The organism is Polaromonas sp. P1_F9 (assembly GCF_056405615.1).
This window is the reverse complement of record NZ_JBFUBT010000007.1, coordinates 81,875-97,136: the sequence shown is the minus strand read 5'-3', so window position 1 is coordinate 97,136 and position 15,262 is coordinate 81,875. Positions and strand designations below refer to the sequence as shown.

Here is a 15,262-nt window from a genome sequence, read left to right as displayed (position 1 = left end):
CGCAGCGCAAACGGGATGCTGCTATCGCAGACGGGGAGCGCCCACTCCCGGCACGCGGGTGTTGGCGGGCCGCGCAGCATGATTGAGTCACTCTTTCCTGGAGCGCAACACATCGATCGATGTCCACCGAAAGGTCTCTGGATCTTGCATTTCCCAAAAAGTCCATCCATTTGTATTTGCCGAAATTTTGTGTGTACCAACGGACTCTTTGGCAGCGATCCCTGCTGACGAAGGGTTGTCATACGTACGGCCATTAAATTCGATGCCACTGGACGTGATGGTGGCTTCGAACGAGTGACTCAAATACTTTGACCGCAGCTTCGTTCCCACTGGAAAGCTCTCGCCTCGCGCAGACTTCCAGATTTTTGGGCTCTGCTCTGGTATAGCGATGACCCGGGTGTTTGATCCATGGGGGACCGACTCCCAATGTTTGATGAGCCTGTCAATGACGGAGCTCGCGTCATCAACCAAAGGCTCTGCGAGTCCTTTCAGCCGCTCAAAAACGTCGCGTTTCAGTGGAACCTGGATGATGTCCATATCAACTCCTTATTTACTATGGAGTTACTATATAGCAACTCTAGAGTAAATTAAAAGGAAATTACAAGCCAGTGAGTGGTGAATCAAACCGCCAGCACAAATCGCTTTAATTTATTAGAATTACAGTAATTCCTGAAAATTCAATAACCCAAAGAGGCCCAGCGCCATGAACCTTGCCCCCCTGACCCAGCGATTTGTCCTCCATTTCGGTGAAATGGGCAGCCGTTGGGGCATTAACCGGACTGTCGGGCAGATTTATGCCTTGCTGTACGTCTCGCCGCAGGCCCTGAATGCCGATGAAATCGGTGAGGCGCTGGCGTTTTCGCGCTCCAACGTCAGCATGGGGCTGAAGGAATTGCAGTCGTGGAACCTGGTGCGGCTGCAGCACCTGCCGAACGACAGGCGCGAGTATTTCAGTGCGCCCGAAGACGTCTGGGCGATCTTCCGCACGCTGGCCGAAGAGCGCCGCAAGCGCGAAATCGACCCGACGCTCTCGATGCTGCGCGATGCGCTGATGGAACACCCGGCCAACCAGGACGACATCCACGCCCAGGCGCGCATGAAGCAGATGCACGATTTGATCGAGCTGATGACGGGCTGGCTGGCCGATGTGCAGAAGATGGACTCGGCCACGCTGATGAGCCTGATGAAGATGGGCGCCAAGGTGCAGAAACTGCTGGAGGTGAAGGACAAGGTCGCCAGCAGCATGAAGGCCGGTTTGACAGGCCGCACCGCATCCAGCAAAGTGGCGGCGAAGCCCTCCGGCGAGCTCCCCGGCCCCGCAGCACCCGCTGCCAACCTTCCCGACGAAAACAGGAGTTGATGATGGACGGTTTAGACGCATTCCTGTTGGCCCGCATCCAGTTTGCGGCCAACATCACCTTCCACATCCTGTTTCCCACCATCAGCATCTCGCTGGGCTGGGTGCTGCTGTATTTCAAGCTGCGCTTCGTCAGCACCAAAGACCAGCACTGGATGGACGCCTACCAGTTCTGGGTGAAGATCTTCGCGCTGACCTTTGCCCTCGGTGTGGTCAGCGGCATCACCATGAGCTTTCAGTTCGGCACCAACTGGCCGGGCTACATGCAGAAGGTCGGCAACATCGCCGGGCCGCTGCTGGCCTACGAAGTGCTGACAGCCTTCTTTCTGGAGGCCACCATGCTGGGCGTGATGCTGTTTGCGCGGGAACGCGTGAGCGAGACCATGCACACCATTGCCACGCTGCTGGTGGCGGGCGGCACCACGCTGTCGGCTTTCTGGATTCTGGCGCTCAACTCCTGGATGCAGACGCCCGCGGGCTTTGAAATGATCAACGGCCAGGCGCATGTCACGAGCTGGCTGGCGGTGATCTTCAACCCGTCCTTTCCTTACCGCCTCACGCACATGCTGCTGGCGTCGGGGCTGACGGTGGCTTTTCTGGTGGCGGGCGTTTCGGCCTACCGCTGGCTGCGCAACGATCGCGGCGCAGAAGTCATGGCCGGCCTGAAGACGGGCATCTACATGGCTGCCATGCTGATTCCGCTGCAGATCGTCGCGGGCGACCAGCATGGCCTGAACACGATGGAGCACCAGCCGGCCAAGCTGGCCGCCATGGAAGGCATCTGGGAAACCCAAAAAGGCGTGCCCGCGGTACTGTTTGCGCTGCCCGACCAGGCCACCAAATCCAACCGCTATGAAATCGGCATTCCCAAGCTGGCGTCGCTCTACCTCACGCACAGCCTGGACGGCGAGGTCAAGGGCTTGAACGAGTTCGAGGGAAAACATCCGCCGGTGGCGCCGGTGTTCTGGGCCTTTCGCATCATGGTGGGCGTGGGTATGCTGATGTTGGCCGTGAGCTGGGCCAGTGTGTTGCAACTGGCCCCATGGAAGAAGGACCCGGCGCGGACGCTCACCGTGTGGCATGCCCGTGTGCTGGTGGCCATGACCTTCGCGGGCTGGATCGCACTGATCGCTGGCTGGTATGTGACTGAAATCGGCCGGCAACCCTGGCTGGTGACGGGCGTGCTGACGGCAGCCGATGCCGCCTCAAAAGTGCCGGCGCCACGCATTGCGCTGACGCTGACGCTCTACCTCGCGCTTTACGCGGTGCTGCTGGTGTCTTATGTGTCGGTGGTGTTCTACCTCGCGCGGCACAGGAAACATGCGGACAAGCCGTTCGGCGATGACGACACCGCCGGTGAGCCCGAGAAGGAGCTCAACGTCGTGAACTACCCCGAAAAAGAAGGAGCCTCCCATGCTTGACCTTGCCCCCGACCTGACGCAAGCCGCCGGCTGGATGCCCATCGTCTTCCTGGTGGTAATGGGCCTGGCCATGCTGGCCTACGTGATCCTGGACGGCTACGACCTGGGCGTTGGCGTGTTGATGCGCACCGCCGGCGATGACGACAAGGACACCATGATCGCCAGCATCGGACCCTTCTGGGATGCCAACGAAACCTGGCTGGTGCTGGGTGTCGGTATTTTGCTCACCGTGTTTCCGCTGGCGCACGGCGTCATTCTGGGCGCGCTGTATTTGCCCGTGGCCTTCATGCTCATCGGCCTCACGCTGCGCGGCGTGGCCTTTGACTTCCGCGTGAAGGCACGCGCCAGCCACAAGCCCTTGTGGAACCGCATGTTCTACACCGGCTCGCTGCTGGCAAGCTGGTCGCAGGGCTACATGCTGGGCTCGCTGATCACCGGGTTTGCGGCGACCTGGTGGACGATTGTGTTCAATGCCGTCATCGGCGCAGCGCTGGTCGCGGCGTATTGCCTGCTCGGCGCCGGCTGGCTCATCATCAAATCCGAAGGCGAATTGCAACTGCAGGCCGTGCGCTGGGCCAGGCGCAGCCTGCTGTTCACTGTGATCGGCATCGGCGCCATTTCGGTGGCTACGCCACTGGTGAGCCAGAGCATTTTCGACAAATGGTTTTCGTTTCCGAACATCGTGCTGCTGCTGCCGATCCCGGCGGCCACGGCAGTGCTGTTCGGTGTGATCTTCCGCAGCCTGCAACGCCTGCCGGTGCGGCTGGCACAAGGCAATGAATACGGTGCATGGGTGCCATTCGGCGCGACGGTGGGCGTGTTTTTGCTGGCCTTCTACGGCCTGGCTTACAGCCTCTTTCCGTGGCTGGTGATCGACAAGCTCACGATCTGGCAGTCGGCCAGCGCCCCCGAAGCCATGGGCGTGATCCTGGTCGGTGCAGCGGTGGTGCTGCCGATGATCATTGGGTACACCGTGTTCGCTTATCGTGTGTTCTGGGGCAAGAGCACTGCATTGAAATATTAGCCCCCACGCTTGTCACTGCGTGTACTGCGCTGCCCCCCGAGGGGGCGCTGCGCCTGCGGTCTGGCAAAGCCAGTCCCGCGGCCCCTGCTGGTTGAAGAATTCAGGGCGTTACTAGCGGAGGTATTCATCAGCGGGGGCCGAGGGTCCGGCTTTGCCGGCCCCAGGCGCCGCCCCCTGGAAGGGGGGAACGGGCTACACGAAGTGAGCCTGGACGGGGGTTATAGACTAATCTCAGGCGCGGGCGCGATGGATTCGAGTTCGATCAAAAAGGCTTCGGCGGATTCGTAGCGGTGCTCGGGGTTTTTGGCCATCAGTTTGTTGACCACGCCCTGCAATTCCGCATGCACTTCGGGAAGTGCGGGCGTGTCGGCATTCAGGTGTTTGGCCAGCAGCAGCTCGAGCGATTCGGCAACATAGGGCCTGCGGTTGGCCAGCATTTCGAACAGCATCACGCCCAGGCTGTAGAGGTCGGACTGGGCCGTTACCTTGCGGCCGGTGGCCTGCTCGGGGCTCATGTAGTAGGGCGTTCCCACGACGTCACCGTGGTGGGTTTGGGTCAGGCCCATGCTGGGGGCCTGCAGCATGGATTTGGCGATGCCGAAGTCGGCCAGCGCCACGCTGCCGTCGGCACGCAGCATGACGTTTTCAGGCTTGATGTCGCGGTGGACAATGCCGTGCGCATGGATGGCCGACAGCGCCTGGGCGACCTCGCGCGCCACCGTCAGCGCCTGCGAGCGGGCCAGGTCGGGCCCGAACAGGCTGCGCAGGTCACCGCGTTCGAAGTACTCCATCGCGATGTAAGCGTGCTCGTCGGTGAACCCCTGGTCGTAGATCTTGATCACGTGCGGATGGTCGATCTTGCAAAGCAGGGCGTATTCCTGGATGAAACGCACCAGGTGTTCCGAGGCTTCCTTGCCGCGAGAGTCCAGCACCTTGAGCACGATCGGCAGGCCGTCGGATTCACGTTCGCTCAGGTAGACCTCGGTCATGCCGCCGGCGCCGATCTTGCGCGTGATGCGGTAGCCCTTGAGGCGTACCGCCTCGCTGCTGGCGTCAAAGCGCAGGTCTTTCAGCGCCGAGAGCTTGGCGTCCAGCGCGCCCTTGACCGCGCGTGCGGTGATGTCCGAATTGGCGCGCACGGCGTCGCTGATCTCGCTGGCGCGCTCGGTCAGGCTGGCCATGCCATGGATCTTGTCGTCCATGGTGGTGATGAGGCCTGTGACCTCGGCCACATCGATGGCGAGGTTGCGGCCGGGCAGCGAAAGCGAAGTGTGGATGCCGGTCTGGATACCGGTGCCGGCTTCGCCGAGGGTCTGCTCGCTGGCCATCACCGTCCAGCCCTTTTCTTCGGTGGCATCTTCCAGCCGCGAGGCCAGCGTCACGGTTTCACCCACGGGCGTGAGTTCCTTGGTCTGCTGCGTGCCGAGCTGGCACAGCGTGACGGCGCCGCTGTGGATGCCGATACCCATGGCAAACGGCGGCAGCGCGCGGCCGCCGAAGCGCTGCTCCAGCCAGTCGCGGAATTCATGCGTGGCCAGCGCCATGGCAAGGGCCGCAGAAATGGCGCGGCGCGGGGCCGGCAGCGGCGAACCCGAGGCGGTGTCGACAAACACCGCCATCAATCCATCGCCGACAAACTTGATGTGCCTGCCGCTGTTTTTCAGTACAGGTTCGGAGATGCGCTCAAAATATTCGGTGAGCAGTTGCGATACCTCCGCGGCATTGAGCTTTTCAGCCAGTGAGGTGAAATTGCGGATGCTGGCCACCAGCACAGTGGCATTGGCGATTTCTTCAGTTTGCGCGCTGGCCGGAATATCAACCGGTACGCTGTCGGGGCGGCTGCCACTGATGCGGCTGGCAAAAGCTGCACGCAGGCGTTCTTCGCCGGCTGCTACACCCGAGTCGATGGCTTCACGCACCCGTGCTTTTTTCTTCAGCTGCGCATTGACGGCGTCGAGCAGCTCCGCACGGCTGAAGGGTTTTGACAAATAGTCGTCGGCGCCGGCCGTCATGCCGCGGCGCATGCTTTCGCGGTCGTCCAGCGCGGTCAGCAGCATGAAAGGGGTGTTGACCAGCTGCGGGTCGGCGCGCACGGCCGCCAGCAGTTCAAAGCCGTTCATGCCGGGCATGCCGACGTCGGAGACGATCAGGTCGGGGCGGCTTGTGCGGGCCTGCTCCAGGCCTTGCCGGCCGTCTGCGGCCGCGGCCGTTTCAAAACCTTCAAGTTTGAGCAGCCGCACGATGTTGCTGCGGATGGCGTCGTCGTCCTCAACGATCAGGATCAGGGTCATGGGGTTCCTTGAGAAATGGGCAGGCTGATCGTGAACCGTGTGCCTGCTCCCGGCATGCTTGCCACCTCGATTTTGCCGTGATGCAGGTCAACGGCGTGTTTGACAATGGCCAGGCCCAACCCGGAGCCCTGGCGGTTGCCCACATTGGAGCCGCGGTGAAAGCTCTCGAACAGGCGCGGCAGGTCCGAGGGCGGAATGCCGATGCCTTCGTCACTGACGCGCAGGATCAGGTGGTCCCCGGACTCGTCCTGCCGGCGGTCCAGCGTGAGCACCACCACACTGCCGGCGGGCGAATATTTGCAGGCGTTGGCCAGCAGGTTGCTGGCGATGTGCCGGACCAGCCGTTCGTCGAGCAGGACCAGCTGTGAAAAAGCGTCGTGGCCGATGGGGGCTTCAAATTCAATCGCATGCTGGCCGGCGTCGCTGGTGTGCATTTCGGTCACGAGCTTGCGGCACAGGGCCGCGATATCCAGCGGTTTCAGGTTGAGCTTGAGTTTGCCGGCGTCGGCCTGCCCGACGGTGAGCATGTCTTCGAGCATGCCCTGCATGCGTTTGACCGCGATCACCAGGTCGGCCATGATGTCCTGGCGCTCGCGGTGCGTGATTTTTTCACCGTAGTGTTCGATCAACTCTGCGGACGACAGGATCGTGGCAAGCGGTGTGCGGAATTCATGCGAGGCCATCGACACAAAGCGCGTTTTGAGTTCACCCAGCTCGCGTTCGCGCACCAGGGCTCGCCGGGCTTCCTCGTCGGCTTCCTTGCGGCGGGTGATGTCCACGTAAGTCCACACCGAGCCTTCCTGCGGGCGATTGCGGTCGAGGGCCGAGCCGTCAAGCTGAACCCAGATCAGCTCGCCGCTTTTGCGGCGCATGCGCGTCTCCAGCGAGAACGATCCGGTTTGCGCGATCTGCGCGTAGGCGAGTTCGCCGGTGCGTTCGAAGTCCTCGTCACTGGGATAGTGAACGCGCGTTTCCTGGCCCAGCAATTCGGCTGGGCTGTAGCCGAGCATGGCCGCCAGCGTGCGGTTGAGCCACTGGTGGCGCCGGCTTTTGAGGAAGGTCACGCCGACGGCAGTGGTCTCGAGGATGGCTTCGCGCTGCATCAGCGCGGTCTTGAGTTCTTCGTCCAGCCGGCGGCGCTCGCTGATGTCGGACATGAGCACCAGCAGGGCGGGTTCGCCGTCCCACTCAATGCGCGTGCCGTAGATGCTGGCCCAGCCGGTGCGCAGGTCCGGCGCCATCGTCTCGCGCGGTGGCGTGATGAAGCGGGCCTCGTAGGCGCTGACCATGGTGCCTGACTGCATGAGCTCGCGCTGGCGCTGCACCATGCCGCGGTCGTCAGGGTGGATCAGGTGCATGGACGGCAGTCCGGTGAGCGTCAGGCCGAACATGGCCTGGGCGCTGGTATTGGAAAAGCGCACGATGCCTTTTTGCACCACCAGGATCACGTCGTTGACGTTTTCCACGACCGCCCGGTAGCGCTCGGCGGCTGATCGGGTCAGGGCCTCGAGCCTTTTGCGCTCGGTGACATCCTTCAGGAAAAAAAGGTCCGCCGGCGCACCTTCCCAGTCCACCAGCACGCCATTGATTTCCACCAGGGAAATCGTGCCGTCGTCGCGCTGGAATCTCGCCTCAAAGGCCGGCACGACGTTGCCGGCGGCGCGCAGCTTGTGCTTGCCGGAAACAAAGTTGCGGTCTTCCGGATGGATGAATTCGATCATGGGCCGGTCGGCCATGGTGCCGGCCTCTGTACCCAGCAAGGCCAGGCACGGCGGATTGGCAAAGCGCAGCAGGCCTTCCTGCCCGACGCAGATGTTTTCGGTCGCGAGGTCCACCATGGTCTGGTAGCGCGCCAGCGATGCACGAAGCTCCTGGGTGCGAAGCGCCACCCGGCGCTCGATTTCATGCTCCATGTCCTCTGGCGTACCCATCGGCATGTCGCTTGCTGTGCCGGCGTTGAGTCCCTTTTCCGCTGGCCTGGCCGTTTTCCCACGCGCGCGCTGTCCGAGGCCCGGCGTATCCGGGGCGGCGGATGGGAGCGCTTGAGCCTGGACGGGCATGTTTAGTGGTGGAGCACCGAGGGAGCGTGGAAAGCCAGGAGAAAAAGGAGAAAAGAAAGCGGAAATCAGGACACAGGAAGCAGGGGAAACACGGCGGGAAAATGAAGGCGCAGACTCTGGGAAAGCTTACGGGGCAACCTTGCCACAACTCACCGTGGCGGTAAAGACAGGAAAGTCTGGGCGCACAACACAGCCAACATGGCATAACCGGTTGGCGGTGCCGGCTGCCATGCTCCCCTTGCAGGGGGTCGTCCTGAAAGCCCTAGCCGCCATGCTCCAGCGTGAAGCCGGCATTGCGGTCTTGCCCCAGCAGGGCCACCATTTGCGGCAAGGCCGCTTGCAGCTCTGCCTTGAGGGTGTGGGGCGGGTTGATGACAAACATGCCGCTGGCAGGAAGGCCTGGCCGCACGACGTCACCGGCGGCATCTGTTGTTAACTTACTCGATTTCACCGTTAAAGTGGCATTCAACCAGCTTCGGCTGGCTTTGACGGCCAGCGTCTTGAGTTTGCGGGGCAAGTCATGGGCCTCCGGCCGCGGAATGATGGGGTACCAGACGACATAGGTGCCGGTGGCGAAGCGCTTGACGGCGTCTGCCATGCAGGCGGACACACGCGCGTAGTCGCTCTTCATTTCATAGCTGGGGTCACACAGGACCATCGCCCGGCGGGCAGGTGGGGGCAAAAAGGTTTTCAGGGCTTCAAAGCCGTCTTCGCGTGAAACCGCCACCTGGCGGCCGACACCCAACTGTTCAATGTTGCCGGAAAGCGACTTGAAATCGGTGGGATGCAATTCAAACAACTTGAGCTTGTCGCGCCCGCTCAGGAATTGCTGCTCGATGAAAGGGGAGCCCGGATAGATCTTCAGGTGCGCGATGTCGCCGCTTTCGGCGAATTGCAGGTTCAGGCCGCGCAACAGGTCGATGTAGTCCTGCAGGGCAGGCGCCCAGCCGCCTGCGGCTGGTTTGCCGGCAGCGGGTTTTGCTACAGTTTTAGGAGCTGCTTGCGCACGCTGTGCTTGGGCTGGAGCCGTTTTTGATTCGGAAATGGGTTGGGTAAGCAGCCTGAAAATGCCTTCCTGGGCCTCACCGCTGGTTTCGGTGTAGTCGCCGTCAAGCCGGTACAGGCCCGCGCCCGCATGCGTGTCGATCACGGTCAGCGCCGTGTCTTTCTGGGTCAAATACTTCATCAACGCGATCAGCGTGGTGTGCTTGAGCACGTCGGCGTGGTTGCCTGCGTGGAAGGCGTGGCGATAGGAAAACATGGGCCTATCCTACCTTCTTGCCGGGGAGAAATGCCTTAAAGCCGGCTGAATATTGACGCAAGTCCTTGATTTTTCATATAATCGTGGGCTCTGCAGCGCCTAGTGGTTCCGCGGCAGAGCTTGAAATACTGCCTAAGAGGTTCTCATCAGAAGAACACCGACCGCAGAAAAGAACCCGACAAACCATTTTTTCGAAAGAAAACTCATGAAAACGTTCAGCGCAAAACCCGCTGACGTGACGCACGAGTGGTTTGTGATTGACGCGACCGACAAGGTCCTCGGACGAGTAGCCAGCGAAGTTGCTCTCCGTTTGCGCGGCAAACACAAGGCCATTTATACGCCTCACGTCGATACCGGTGACTTCATCGTCATCATCAATGCAGCCCAGCTGCGCGTCACCGGCGCCAAGTCGACTGACAAGATCTACTATCGCCATTCCGGTTATCCAGGCGGCATCACTGCCACCAATTTCCGCGACATGCAAGCCAAGCACCCCGGCCGCGCTTTGGAAAAAGCCGTCAAGGGCATGCTGCCCAAGGGCCCGCTCGGCTACGCCATGATCAAGAAACTCAAGGTGTACGGTGGTGCAGAGCACCCGCATACCGCCCAACAGCCTAAAGTGCTGGACATCTAAGGAGCCATTGATGATTGGTGAATGGAACAATGGCACCGGCCGTCGCAAATCCAGCGTCGCCCGTGTGTTTATCAAAAAAGGCACCGGCAAGATCACGATCAATGACCGTGACATCCAGGTGTTCTTCGGTCGTGAAACCTCGATCATGATCTGCCGCCAACCCCTGTTTCTGACGAACCACGTCGAGACGTTTGACATCATGGTCAACGTCCACGGCGGCGGCGAGTCCGGCCAGGCCGGCGCAGTGCGCCACGGTATCACCCGTGCGCTGATCGATTACGACGCAACGCTCAAGCCGGCCCTGAGCCAGGCTGGCTTTGTGACCCGCGATGCACGTGAAGTCGAACGTAAAAAAGTCGGTTTCCGTTCAGCTCGCCGCCGCAAGCAGTTCAGCAAGCGCTAAATCGACATTTAGCCGCTTTCGCTGTCCCCGAAAAGCCGCCTGGTTCACCTGGCGGCTTTTTTCATGGGCGGGTATTTGTGTGAAGCCCGCAACGCCCTGTCAATGCTTTGTAAGCGTTTAGTTTTCCTGATGCAAAGCCTTACCCGGCTTTACGGCTGAATCGGGCGGTTCAGCGGGTGTCTGCGTGCACAATGCAGCTCCCCGAACCGAAAACTGCAGGGCCCCCGATTTGAAATTTCGCCTGTTTCGCCGCCGCCTGACGATCAGCTCCCCGCGCATGTCGGTGCGCAGCTCGCTCCCCTGGCCCTTGCGGTGGATCGCCGGTGCCCTGATGCTGGGGTTTTCCGCAGCGGTCGCCCTCTGGGCCTTCGAGTTCGGCAAGGGGATTGCGGGCGTGGATACCGATGCCAGGGAAGAGATCAGCGTATTGCGTCAGGAAGTGGTCACTTTGCGTGCAGACCGCGACAGGGCGCAATCGATTGCCAATACTTCAGGCAGCCTGCTCACGGCCGAAAAAGCGGTGCAGGAAAAGATGATGAGCCAGATCCGGCAGCTGGAGAGCGACAACCGCAGCCTGCGTGACGACCTGGGATTTTTTCAGAAGCTTTTGCCGGCGAGCAGCGCCGAGGTGGTTGCCATCCGCAGCCTGCAGGCCGAGGTGTTGTCGGGAACCCAGCTCAAATGGCAGGTCCTGGTGATCCAGCCCGTCAAGGGTGCGCCTAATTTCAACGGGAAACTGGATCTGACGGTTCATGGCACGCAGGACGGAAAACCCTGGACGATGACTTTGCCCGGCGGACCGCAAACTTTACAGTTCAAACAGTACCTTCGTGTGGAAGGTGTCCTCGACTTGCCCCCCCAAGCCATGGTACAAACAGTTACAGCTAAAGTCATTGAGGGGACAGCGGTCAGATCTGCCCAGACCTTCAAGCTTTGAGAATTCCCCCCGATTTCCCCTCCCACCGCCACACCCCCAGCACAGGAATCTTTGTATGTTTGGAAAAAAGAAGCAGCCGCCCATCAAAAGCCTGATCGCCCAAGGCAGCTGCATTGAGGGCAACCTGAAATTCACCGACGGCCTGCGGATCGACGGTGAAGTGATCGGCGACATCCGCGCCGCCGAAGGCAGCTCCAGCATTCTGGTGATCAGCGAGTCCGCCACCGTGACCGGCCATATTCACGCCGACCATGTGATCATCAATGGCCGGGTGATGGGCCCTGTCCACGCATCCGAGCTGCTTGAATTGCAGCCCAAAGCCAAAATCGAGGGCGACGTGTCTTACAAGGCGCTTGAAATGCACCAAGGTGCCGTCATCTTTGGACAGTTGCGCGCGACAAGCCACGCGGAACTGGAAGAAAAGCCCACGCTCAAACTGGCCGCCAACAACATCTGATTAGTTGAGGTGAATTGAGCGAGTGAGCGCTTACAAGTAAACCATACGGCCTAACACGCATGGGCGTTATGGTTGATTGAATTGCTGTACTATTTGCCAATAAGTGCCGCCAGAGGCTTGAACGCCTCGAATCGCGAACCCTGATTCGCTTTATGTATTGGAGTCCCCATGAGTGCCGTTGCCGAAAATATCCAGACCGAAATGCCCGCGCCCTTTGTCTTCACCGACAGCGCCGCGTCCAAAGTGGCTGAGCTGATTGCCGAAGAAGGCAACCCGGATCTGAAGCTGCGCGTCTTTGTGCAGGGCGGCGGCTGCTCTGGTTTCCAGTACGGTTTCACCTTCGATGAAATCACCAACGAAGATGACACCACCATGACCAAAAATGGCGTGTCACTGCTGATCGACGCCATGAGCTACCAGTACCTGGTGGGCGCCGAAATCGACTACAAGGACGACCTTGAAGGCGCGCAATTCGTCATCAAGAACCCCAACGCCACCAGCACCTGCGGCTGCGGATCCAGCTTCTCGGCCTGAGGCGGAACTCAACGCCTTCGCTTTAAAAGCCGCCTTCGAGGCGGCTTTTTGCTGTCCGGCCATCTTCTTGTTTTCTTCAATCCCCGTGCGGTGAACCAAGTTCGCCCTTTCGCATCTCTCATCCATGCAGGCAGAAGAAAAATCATTGCGCATGCTGCTCTGGCTCGTAGCCATCGGCTTTTTCATGCAGACGCTGGACGCCACCATCGTCAACACCACCTTGCCGGCCATGGCCCGCAGCTTCGGCGAAAGCCCTTTGCGCATGCAGTCGGTGGTGGTTGCCTATTCCCTCACGATGGCCATGCTGATTCCCGCGTCCGGCTGGATCGCCGACCGCTTCGGTACGCGGCGGGTGTATGTGGGGGCGATTTCACTGTTCGTTATTGGCTCCATCGCCTGCGCGCTGTCCGGCAACCTGGTGCAACTGGTGGCGGCGCGTGTGGTGCAGGGCATGGGTGGGGCGCTGCTGTTGCCGGTGGGCCGGCTGGCCGTGCTGCGCGCCTTTCCGCGCGAGCGGTTTTTGCAGGCCATGAGCTTCATCGCCATTCCGGGCCTGGTTGGCCCACTGATCGGCCCCACGCTGGGCGGCTGGCTGGTCCAGGTGGCTTCCTGGCACTGGGTATTCCTCATCAACATTCCGGTGGGAGTGCTGGGCTGCATGGCGACGCTTTTTTACATGGAGGACAACCCACGGCTTCAAATGCCGCGCTTCGACCTGCCGGGCTATCTGCTGCTGGCCTTCGGCATGGTGGCCGTATCGCTGGCCGTCGATGGGCTGTCGGGCCTGGGCCTGAAGCAGGCCAGTGTGCTGGTGCTGCTGGTCTTCGGCATGGCCAGCCTCAGCGCCTACTGGCTGCATGCCGCCAAACGGCCCGACCCGCTGTTTTCGCCGAAGCTGTTTTCCATTCCCACGCTCAGCATTGGTTTGCTGGGCAACTTGTTTTCACGCCTGGGCAGTTCGTGCATGCCTTTTCTCGTGCCGCTCCTGTTGCAGGTCAGCCTGGACTATTCGCCGCTGCAAGCCGGGATGATGATGGTGCCGGTTGCCGTGGCCAGCATGCTGGTCAAGCGTGTCACCACACCGCTGATCACGCGCTACGGCTATCGCAGGGTGCTGGTGACCAACACCGCACTGGTCGGGCTCACCATGGCAAGCTTCGCATTCGTGACACCGGTGCAGCCGCTGTGGCTGCACATCCTTCAGCTGGCGTGTTTTGGCGCGGTCAACTCGATGCAATTCACCGCGATGAACACCGTGACCCTGCGCGACCTGGACAGCAGCATGGCCAGCAGCGGCAACAGTTTGCTGTCGATGGTGCAAATGCTGGCGATGAGCATGGGCGTGGCCGCCGCGGGCGCGGTGCTGGGCGCTTTCACGGGCTTTTTCGGCGCTGGCGAGGCCGTGCAGACGCTGCATTCCTTCCAGGCAACGTTTGCCGCGATGGGTCTGATCACCCTCGCGTCAGCGGGCATTTTCTGGCAGCTGTCGCCGCAGGTGAGGGTGGTGAAGAAGGCTGAAGCGACCGAGGCTTCGGGGCAGGGCTAGTTTTTTCTGCCGGCAGCCGCGTCAACTCACCAGTGCCAAAGCTGCAAAATCCCCGACCCGTTCGCCCAGCCCTGCTGCCACCAGCTCAAAATCATCCGTCAGGGCGGGCAACTTGCCGTGAATCTGTGAACGCAGACGCGGCAAAAGGTAATCGCGATGATTCCAGAACACGCCGCCGCCCATGCTGATGCGCTCCAGGTCCAGCGTGACGACGAGGTTGTAGAGACCGCGCCCCAGGACCCGGCACAGTTCATCCACGATCGTGATGGCGGTCACGTCGCCCGCCTGTGCAGCGGCGAACAATGCGGAAGCACCGGGGTAACCCGCACCGGCAAAGCGCCGCGCAATCGCGTTGCCAGCCACAACGCCTTCCAGGTCGCCCATATTGCCGCAGCCGCACAGCGCATCGCTGCTGTCGCTGACAAAGGAATGGCCTGCATGGCCCGCGTTGCCGTGCTTGCCGCGCAGGATTCTGCCATCTACACACAGACCAAAGCCGATACCGGTGCTCCATGTCACGTAAGCGCAGTGGCTGGAGCCTTGCAGTGCGCCCCAGCGGCGTTCGGCCTGCAGGGCGCCCACGCCGTCGTTCTCGATGCGGAGTTTTTCGGCAAAGCGCCGGCGCAGAGGCGCTTCCAGCGGAACGCTCACCCAGTCGTTAGGCAGGCCGCGCGCCGGGCCTGCCATGCCGCCGCAGATATTGGGGTTGGATATCTCCAGCATGCCGTCCCTCATCACGAAAGGGCCGCAGGACGAAACGCCCACAGCATCGAGATCCTGTACGCGGATGCCGGCCGCATGGCAGGCCTCGTCCAGCATGCGCAACACCTGGCATGCCAGTGTGTCGCGCGGGCCTTCTTTTCCGGTGGGTTCCGTGCGCCGGGACTGCAGGGCCAATGAGGCATGGGCGAGGGTTATCTCGGGCGCCGAGGGAATCAGGCTGACGGCAATCTTGGTGCCGCCCAGGTCGACGCAGGCTTTCATGTGCAGGGCCTTATTCTCAAATGAGCTTGGCGATCAGGCTGGCGATAAAGCTCAGCAGGACCGTGGTGGTGAGCGGGATGAACCATTCGCGCCCGAACAGGCGAAAACGCAAATCGCCGGGCAGCTTGCCGAAGCCTAACTTCTGCAGCAGCGGGCTGAACCAGCTAATGAGCATCAGGGCCAGGAAGATAACGATGAACCAGCGGATCATGGGGTTAGTTTAGCCCCCACGATGGAAGTAAGCCCCCACGCTTTTCACTTCGTGTAATGCGCTGCCCCCGAGGGGGCCGCCCGCCTGCAGTCCGGCAAAGCCGGCCCTGCGGCTCATGCTGGCTTGAAGAGTTCAGGGCGTG

At 61.1% G+C, this 15,262-nt stretch carries 15 protein-coding genes; 9 read left to right on the top strand and 6 right to left on the bottom strand.

What is annotated here, in order from left to right; all coding sequences use genetic code 11:
- Positions 1–87: 87 nt before the first annotated feature.
- The gene (locus tag AC1DYR_RS19405) at positions 88–537 is read right to left on the bottom strand and encodes a hypothetical protein (protein ID WP_477706537.1); all 450 of its coding nucleotides are present in this window, start codon (positions 535–537) and stop codon (positions 88–90) included.
- A 166-nt stretch (positions 538–703) separates the two neighbouring features.
- Between AC1DYR_RS19405 and AC1DYR_RS19400 the strand changes: the two genes are divergently transcribed.
- Genes AC1DYR_RS19400 through AC1DYR_RS19390 form a run of 3 tightly spaced genes read left to right on the top strand, consistent with a single transcriptional unit; the run spans position 704 to position 3,802 of the window.
- The gene (locus AC1DYR_RS19400; RefSeq protein ID WP_477706536.1) at positions 704–1,360 is read left to right on the top strand and encodes a GbsR/MarR family transcriptional regulator; all 657 of its coding nucleotides are present in this window, start codon (positions 704–706) and stop codon (positions 1,358–1,360) included.
- Positions 1,361–1,362: 2 nt separating this feature from the next.
- Complete coding sequence (locus AC1DYR_RS19395; protein ID WP_477706535.1) at positions 1,363–2,778, top strand: cytochrome ubiquinol oxidase subunit I; 1,416 nt, start codon at positions 1,363–1,365, stop codon at positions 2,776–2,778.
- Entirely contained in the window at positions 2,771–3,802 is a 1,032-nt protein-coding gene (locus AC1DYR_RS19390) for a cytochrome d ubiquinol oxidase subunit II (protein ID WP_477706534.1), read from the top strand. The genes AC1DYR_RS19395 and AC1DYR_RS19390 overlap by 8 nt, the downstream gene beginning before the upstream one ends.
- 218 nt (positions 3,803–4,020) lie before the next feature.
- Here AC1DYR_RS19390 and AC1DYR_RS19385 read toward each other — a convergent pair whose 3' ends face one another.
- The 3 genes from AC1DYR_RS19385 to AC1DYR_RS19375 all read right to left on the bottom strand — a co-directional run bounded on the left by AC1DYR_RS19385 (position 4,021) and on the right by AC1DYR_RS19375 (position 9,414).
- Complete coding sequence (locus tag AC1DYR_RS19385) at positions 4,021–6,093, bottom strand: protein kinase domain-containing protein (RefSeq protein WP_477706533.1); 2,073 nt, start codon at positions 6,091–6,093, stop codon at positions 4,021–4,023.
- Positions 6,090–8,024 carry a sensor histidine kinase gene (locus AC1DYR_RS19380; protein ID WP_477706532.1) on the bottom strand — a complete coding sequence of 645 codons (1,935 nt, stop codon included), beginning with the start codon at positions 8,022–8,024 and terminating at the stop codon, positions 6,090–6,092. The genes AC1DYR_RS19385 and AC1DYR_RS19380 overlap by 4 nt, the downstream gene beginning before the upstream one ends.
- 391 nt (positions 8,025–8,415) lie before the next feature.
- The gene (locus AC1DYR_RS19375; RefSeq protein ID WP_477706531.1) at positions 8,416–9,414 is read right to left on the bottom strand and encodes a 23S rRNA (adenine(2030)-N(6))-methyltransferase RlmJ; all 999 of its coding nucleotides are present in this window, start codon (positions 9,412–9,414) and stop codon (positions 8,416–8,418) included.
- A 205-nt stretch (positions 9,415–9,619) separates the two neighbouring features.
- On the opposite strand from AC1DYR_RS19375, the gene rplM reads away from it, so the two are divergent.
- The 6 genes from rplM (at position 9,620) to mdtD (ending at position 13,925) form a co-directional block, all read left to right on the top strand.
- Positions 9,620–10,048, top strand: coding sequence for a 50S ribosomal protein L13 (gene rplM, locus AC1DYR_RS19370; RefSeq protein WP_007867557.1), 429 nt, complete (start codon positions 9,620–9,622; stop codon positions 10,046–10,048).
- 10 nt (positions 10,049–10,058) lie between these two features.
- A complete protein-coding gene (gene rpsI / locus AC1DYR_RS19365; RefSeq protein WP_007867568.1) occupies positions 10,059–10,451 on the top strand; it encodes a 30S ribosomal protein S9 in 393 nt (130 codons plus the stop codon).
- Between the two features lie 229 nt (positions 10,452–10,680).
- Positions 10,681–11,388 (top strand): DUF6776 family protein, encoded by a 708-nt coding sequence (locus AC1DYR_RS19360; RefSeq protein WP_477706530.1) that lies wholly within the window; start codon positions 10,681–10,683, stop codon positions 11,386–11,388.
- 55 nt (positions 11,389–11,443) lie between these two features.
- Entirely contained in the window at positions 11,444–11,845 is a 402-nt protein-coding gene (locus AC1DYR_RS19355) for a bactofilin family protein (protein ID WP_457282898.1), read from the top strand.
- Between the two features lie 168 nt (positions 11,846–12,013).
- Positions 12,014–12,379: an iron-sulfur cluster insertion protein ErpA gene (gene erpA, locus AC1DYR_RS19350; protein ID WP_122955163.1), complete on the top strand. Its 366-nt coding sequence runs from the start codon at positions 12,014–12,016 to the stop codon at positions 12,377–12,379.
- Between the two features lie 124 nt (positions 12,380–12,503).
- Entirely contained in the window at positions 12,504–13,925 is a 1,422-nt protein-coding gene (gene mdtD / locus AC1DYR_RS19345) for a multidrug transporter subunit MdtD (RefSeq protein WP_477706529.1), read from the top strand.
- 21 nt (positions 13,926–13,946) lie between these two features.
- On the opposite strand, the gene AC1DYR_RS19340 is transcribed toward mdtD, so the two are convergent.
- Both AC1DYR_RS19340 and AC1DYR_RS19335 read right to left on the bottom strand, forming a co-directional pair.
- Positions 13,947–14,909 carry an ROK family protein gene (locus AC1DYR_RS19340; RefSeq protein ID WP_477706528.1) on the bottom strand — a complete coding sequence of 321 codons (963 nt, stop codon included), beginning with the start codon at positions 14,907–14,909 and terminating at the stop codon, positions 13,947–13,949.
- A gap of 16 nt (positions 14,910–14,925) precedes the next feature.
- Entirely contained in the window at positions 14,926–15,120 is a 195-nt protein-coding gene (locus AC1DYR_RS19335; RefSeq protein ID WP_477648192.1) for a DUF2905 domain-containing protein, read from the bottom strand.
- Positions 15,121–15,262: the final 142 nt, after the last annotated feature.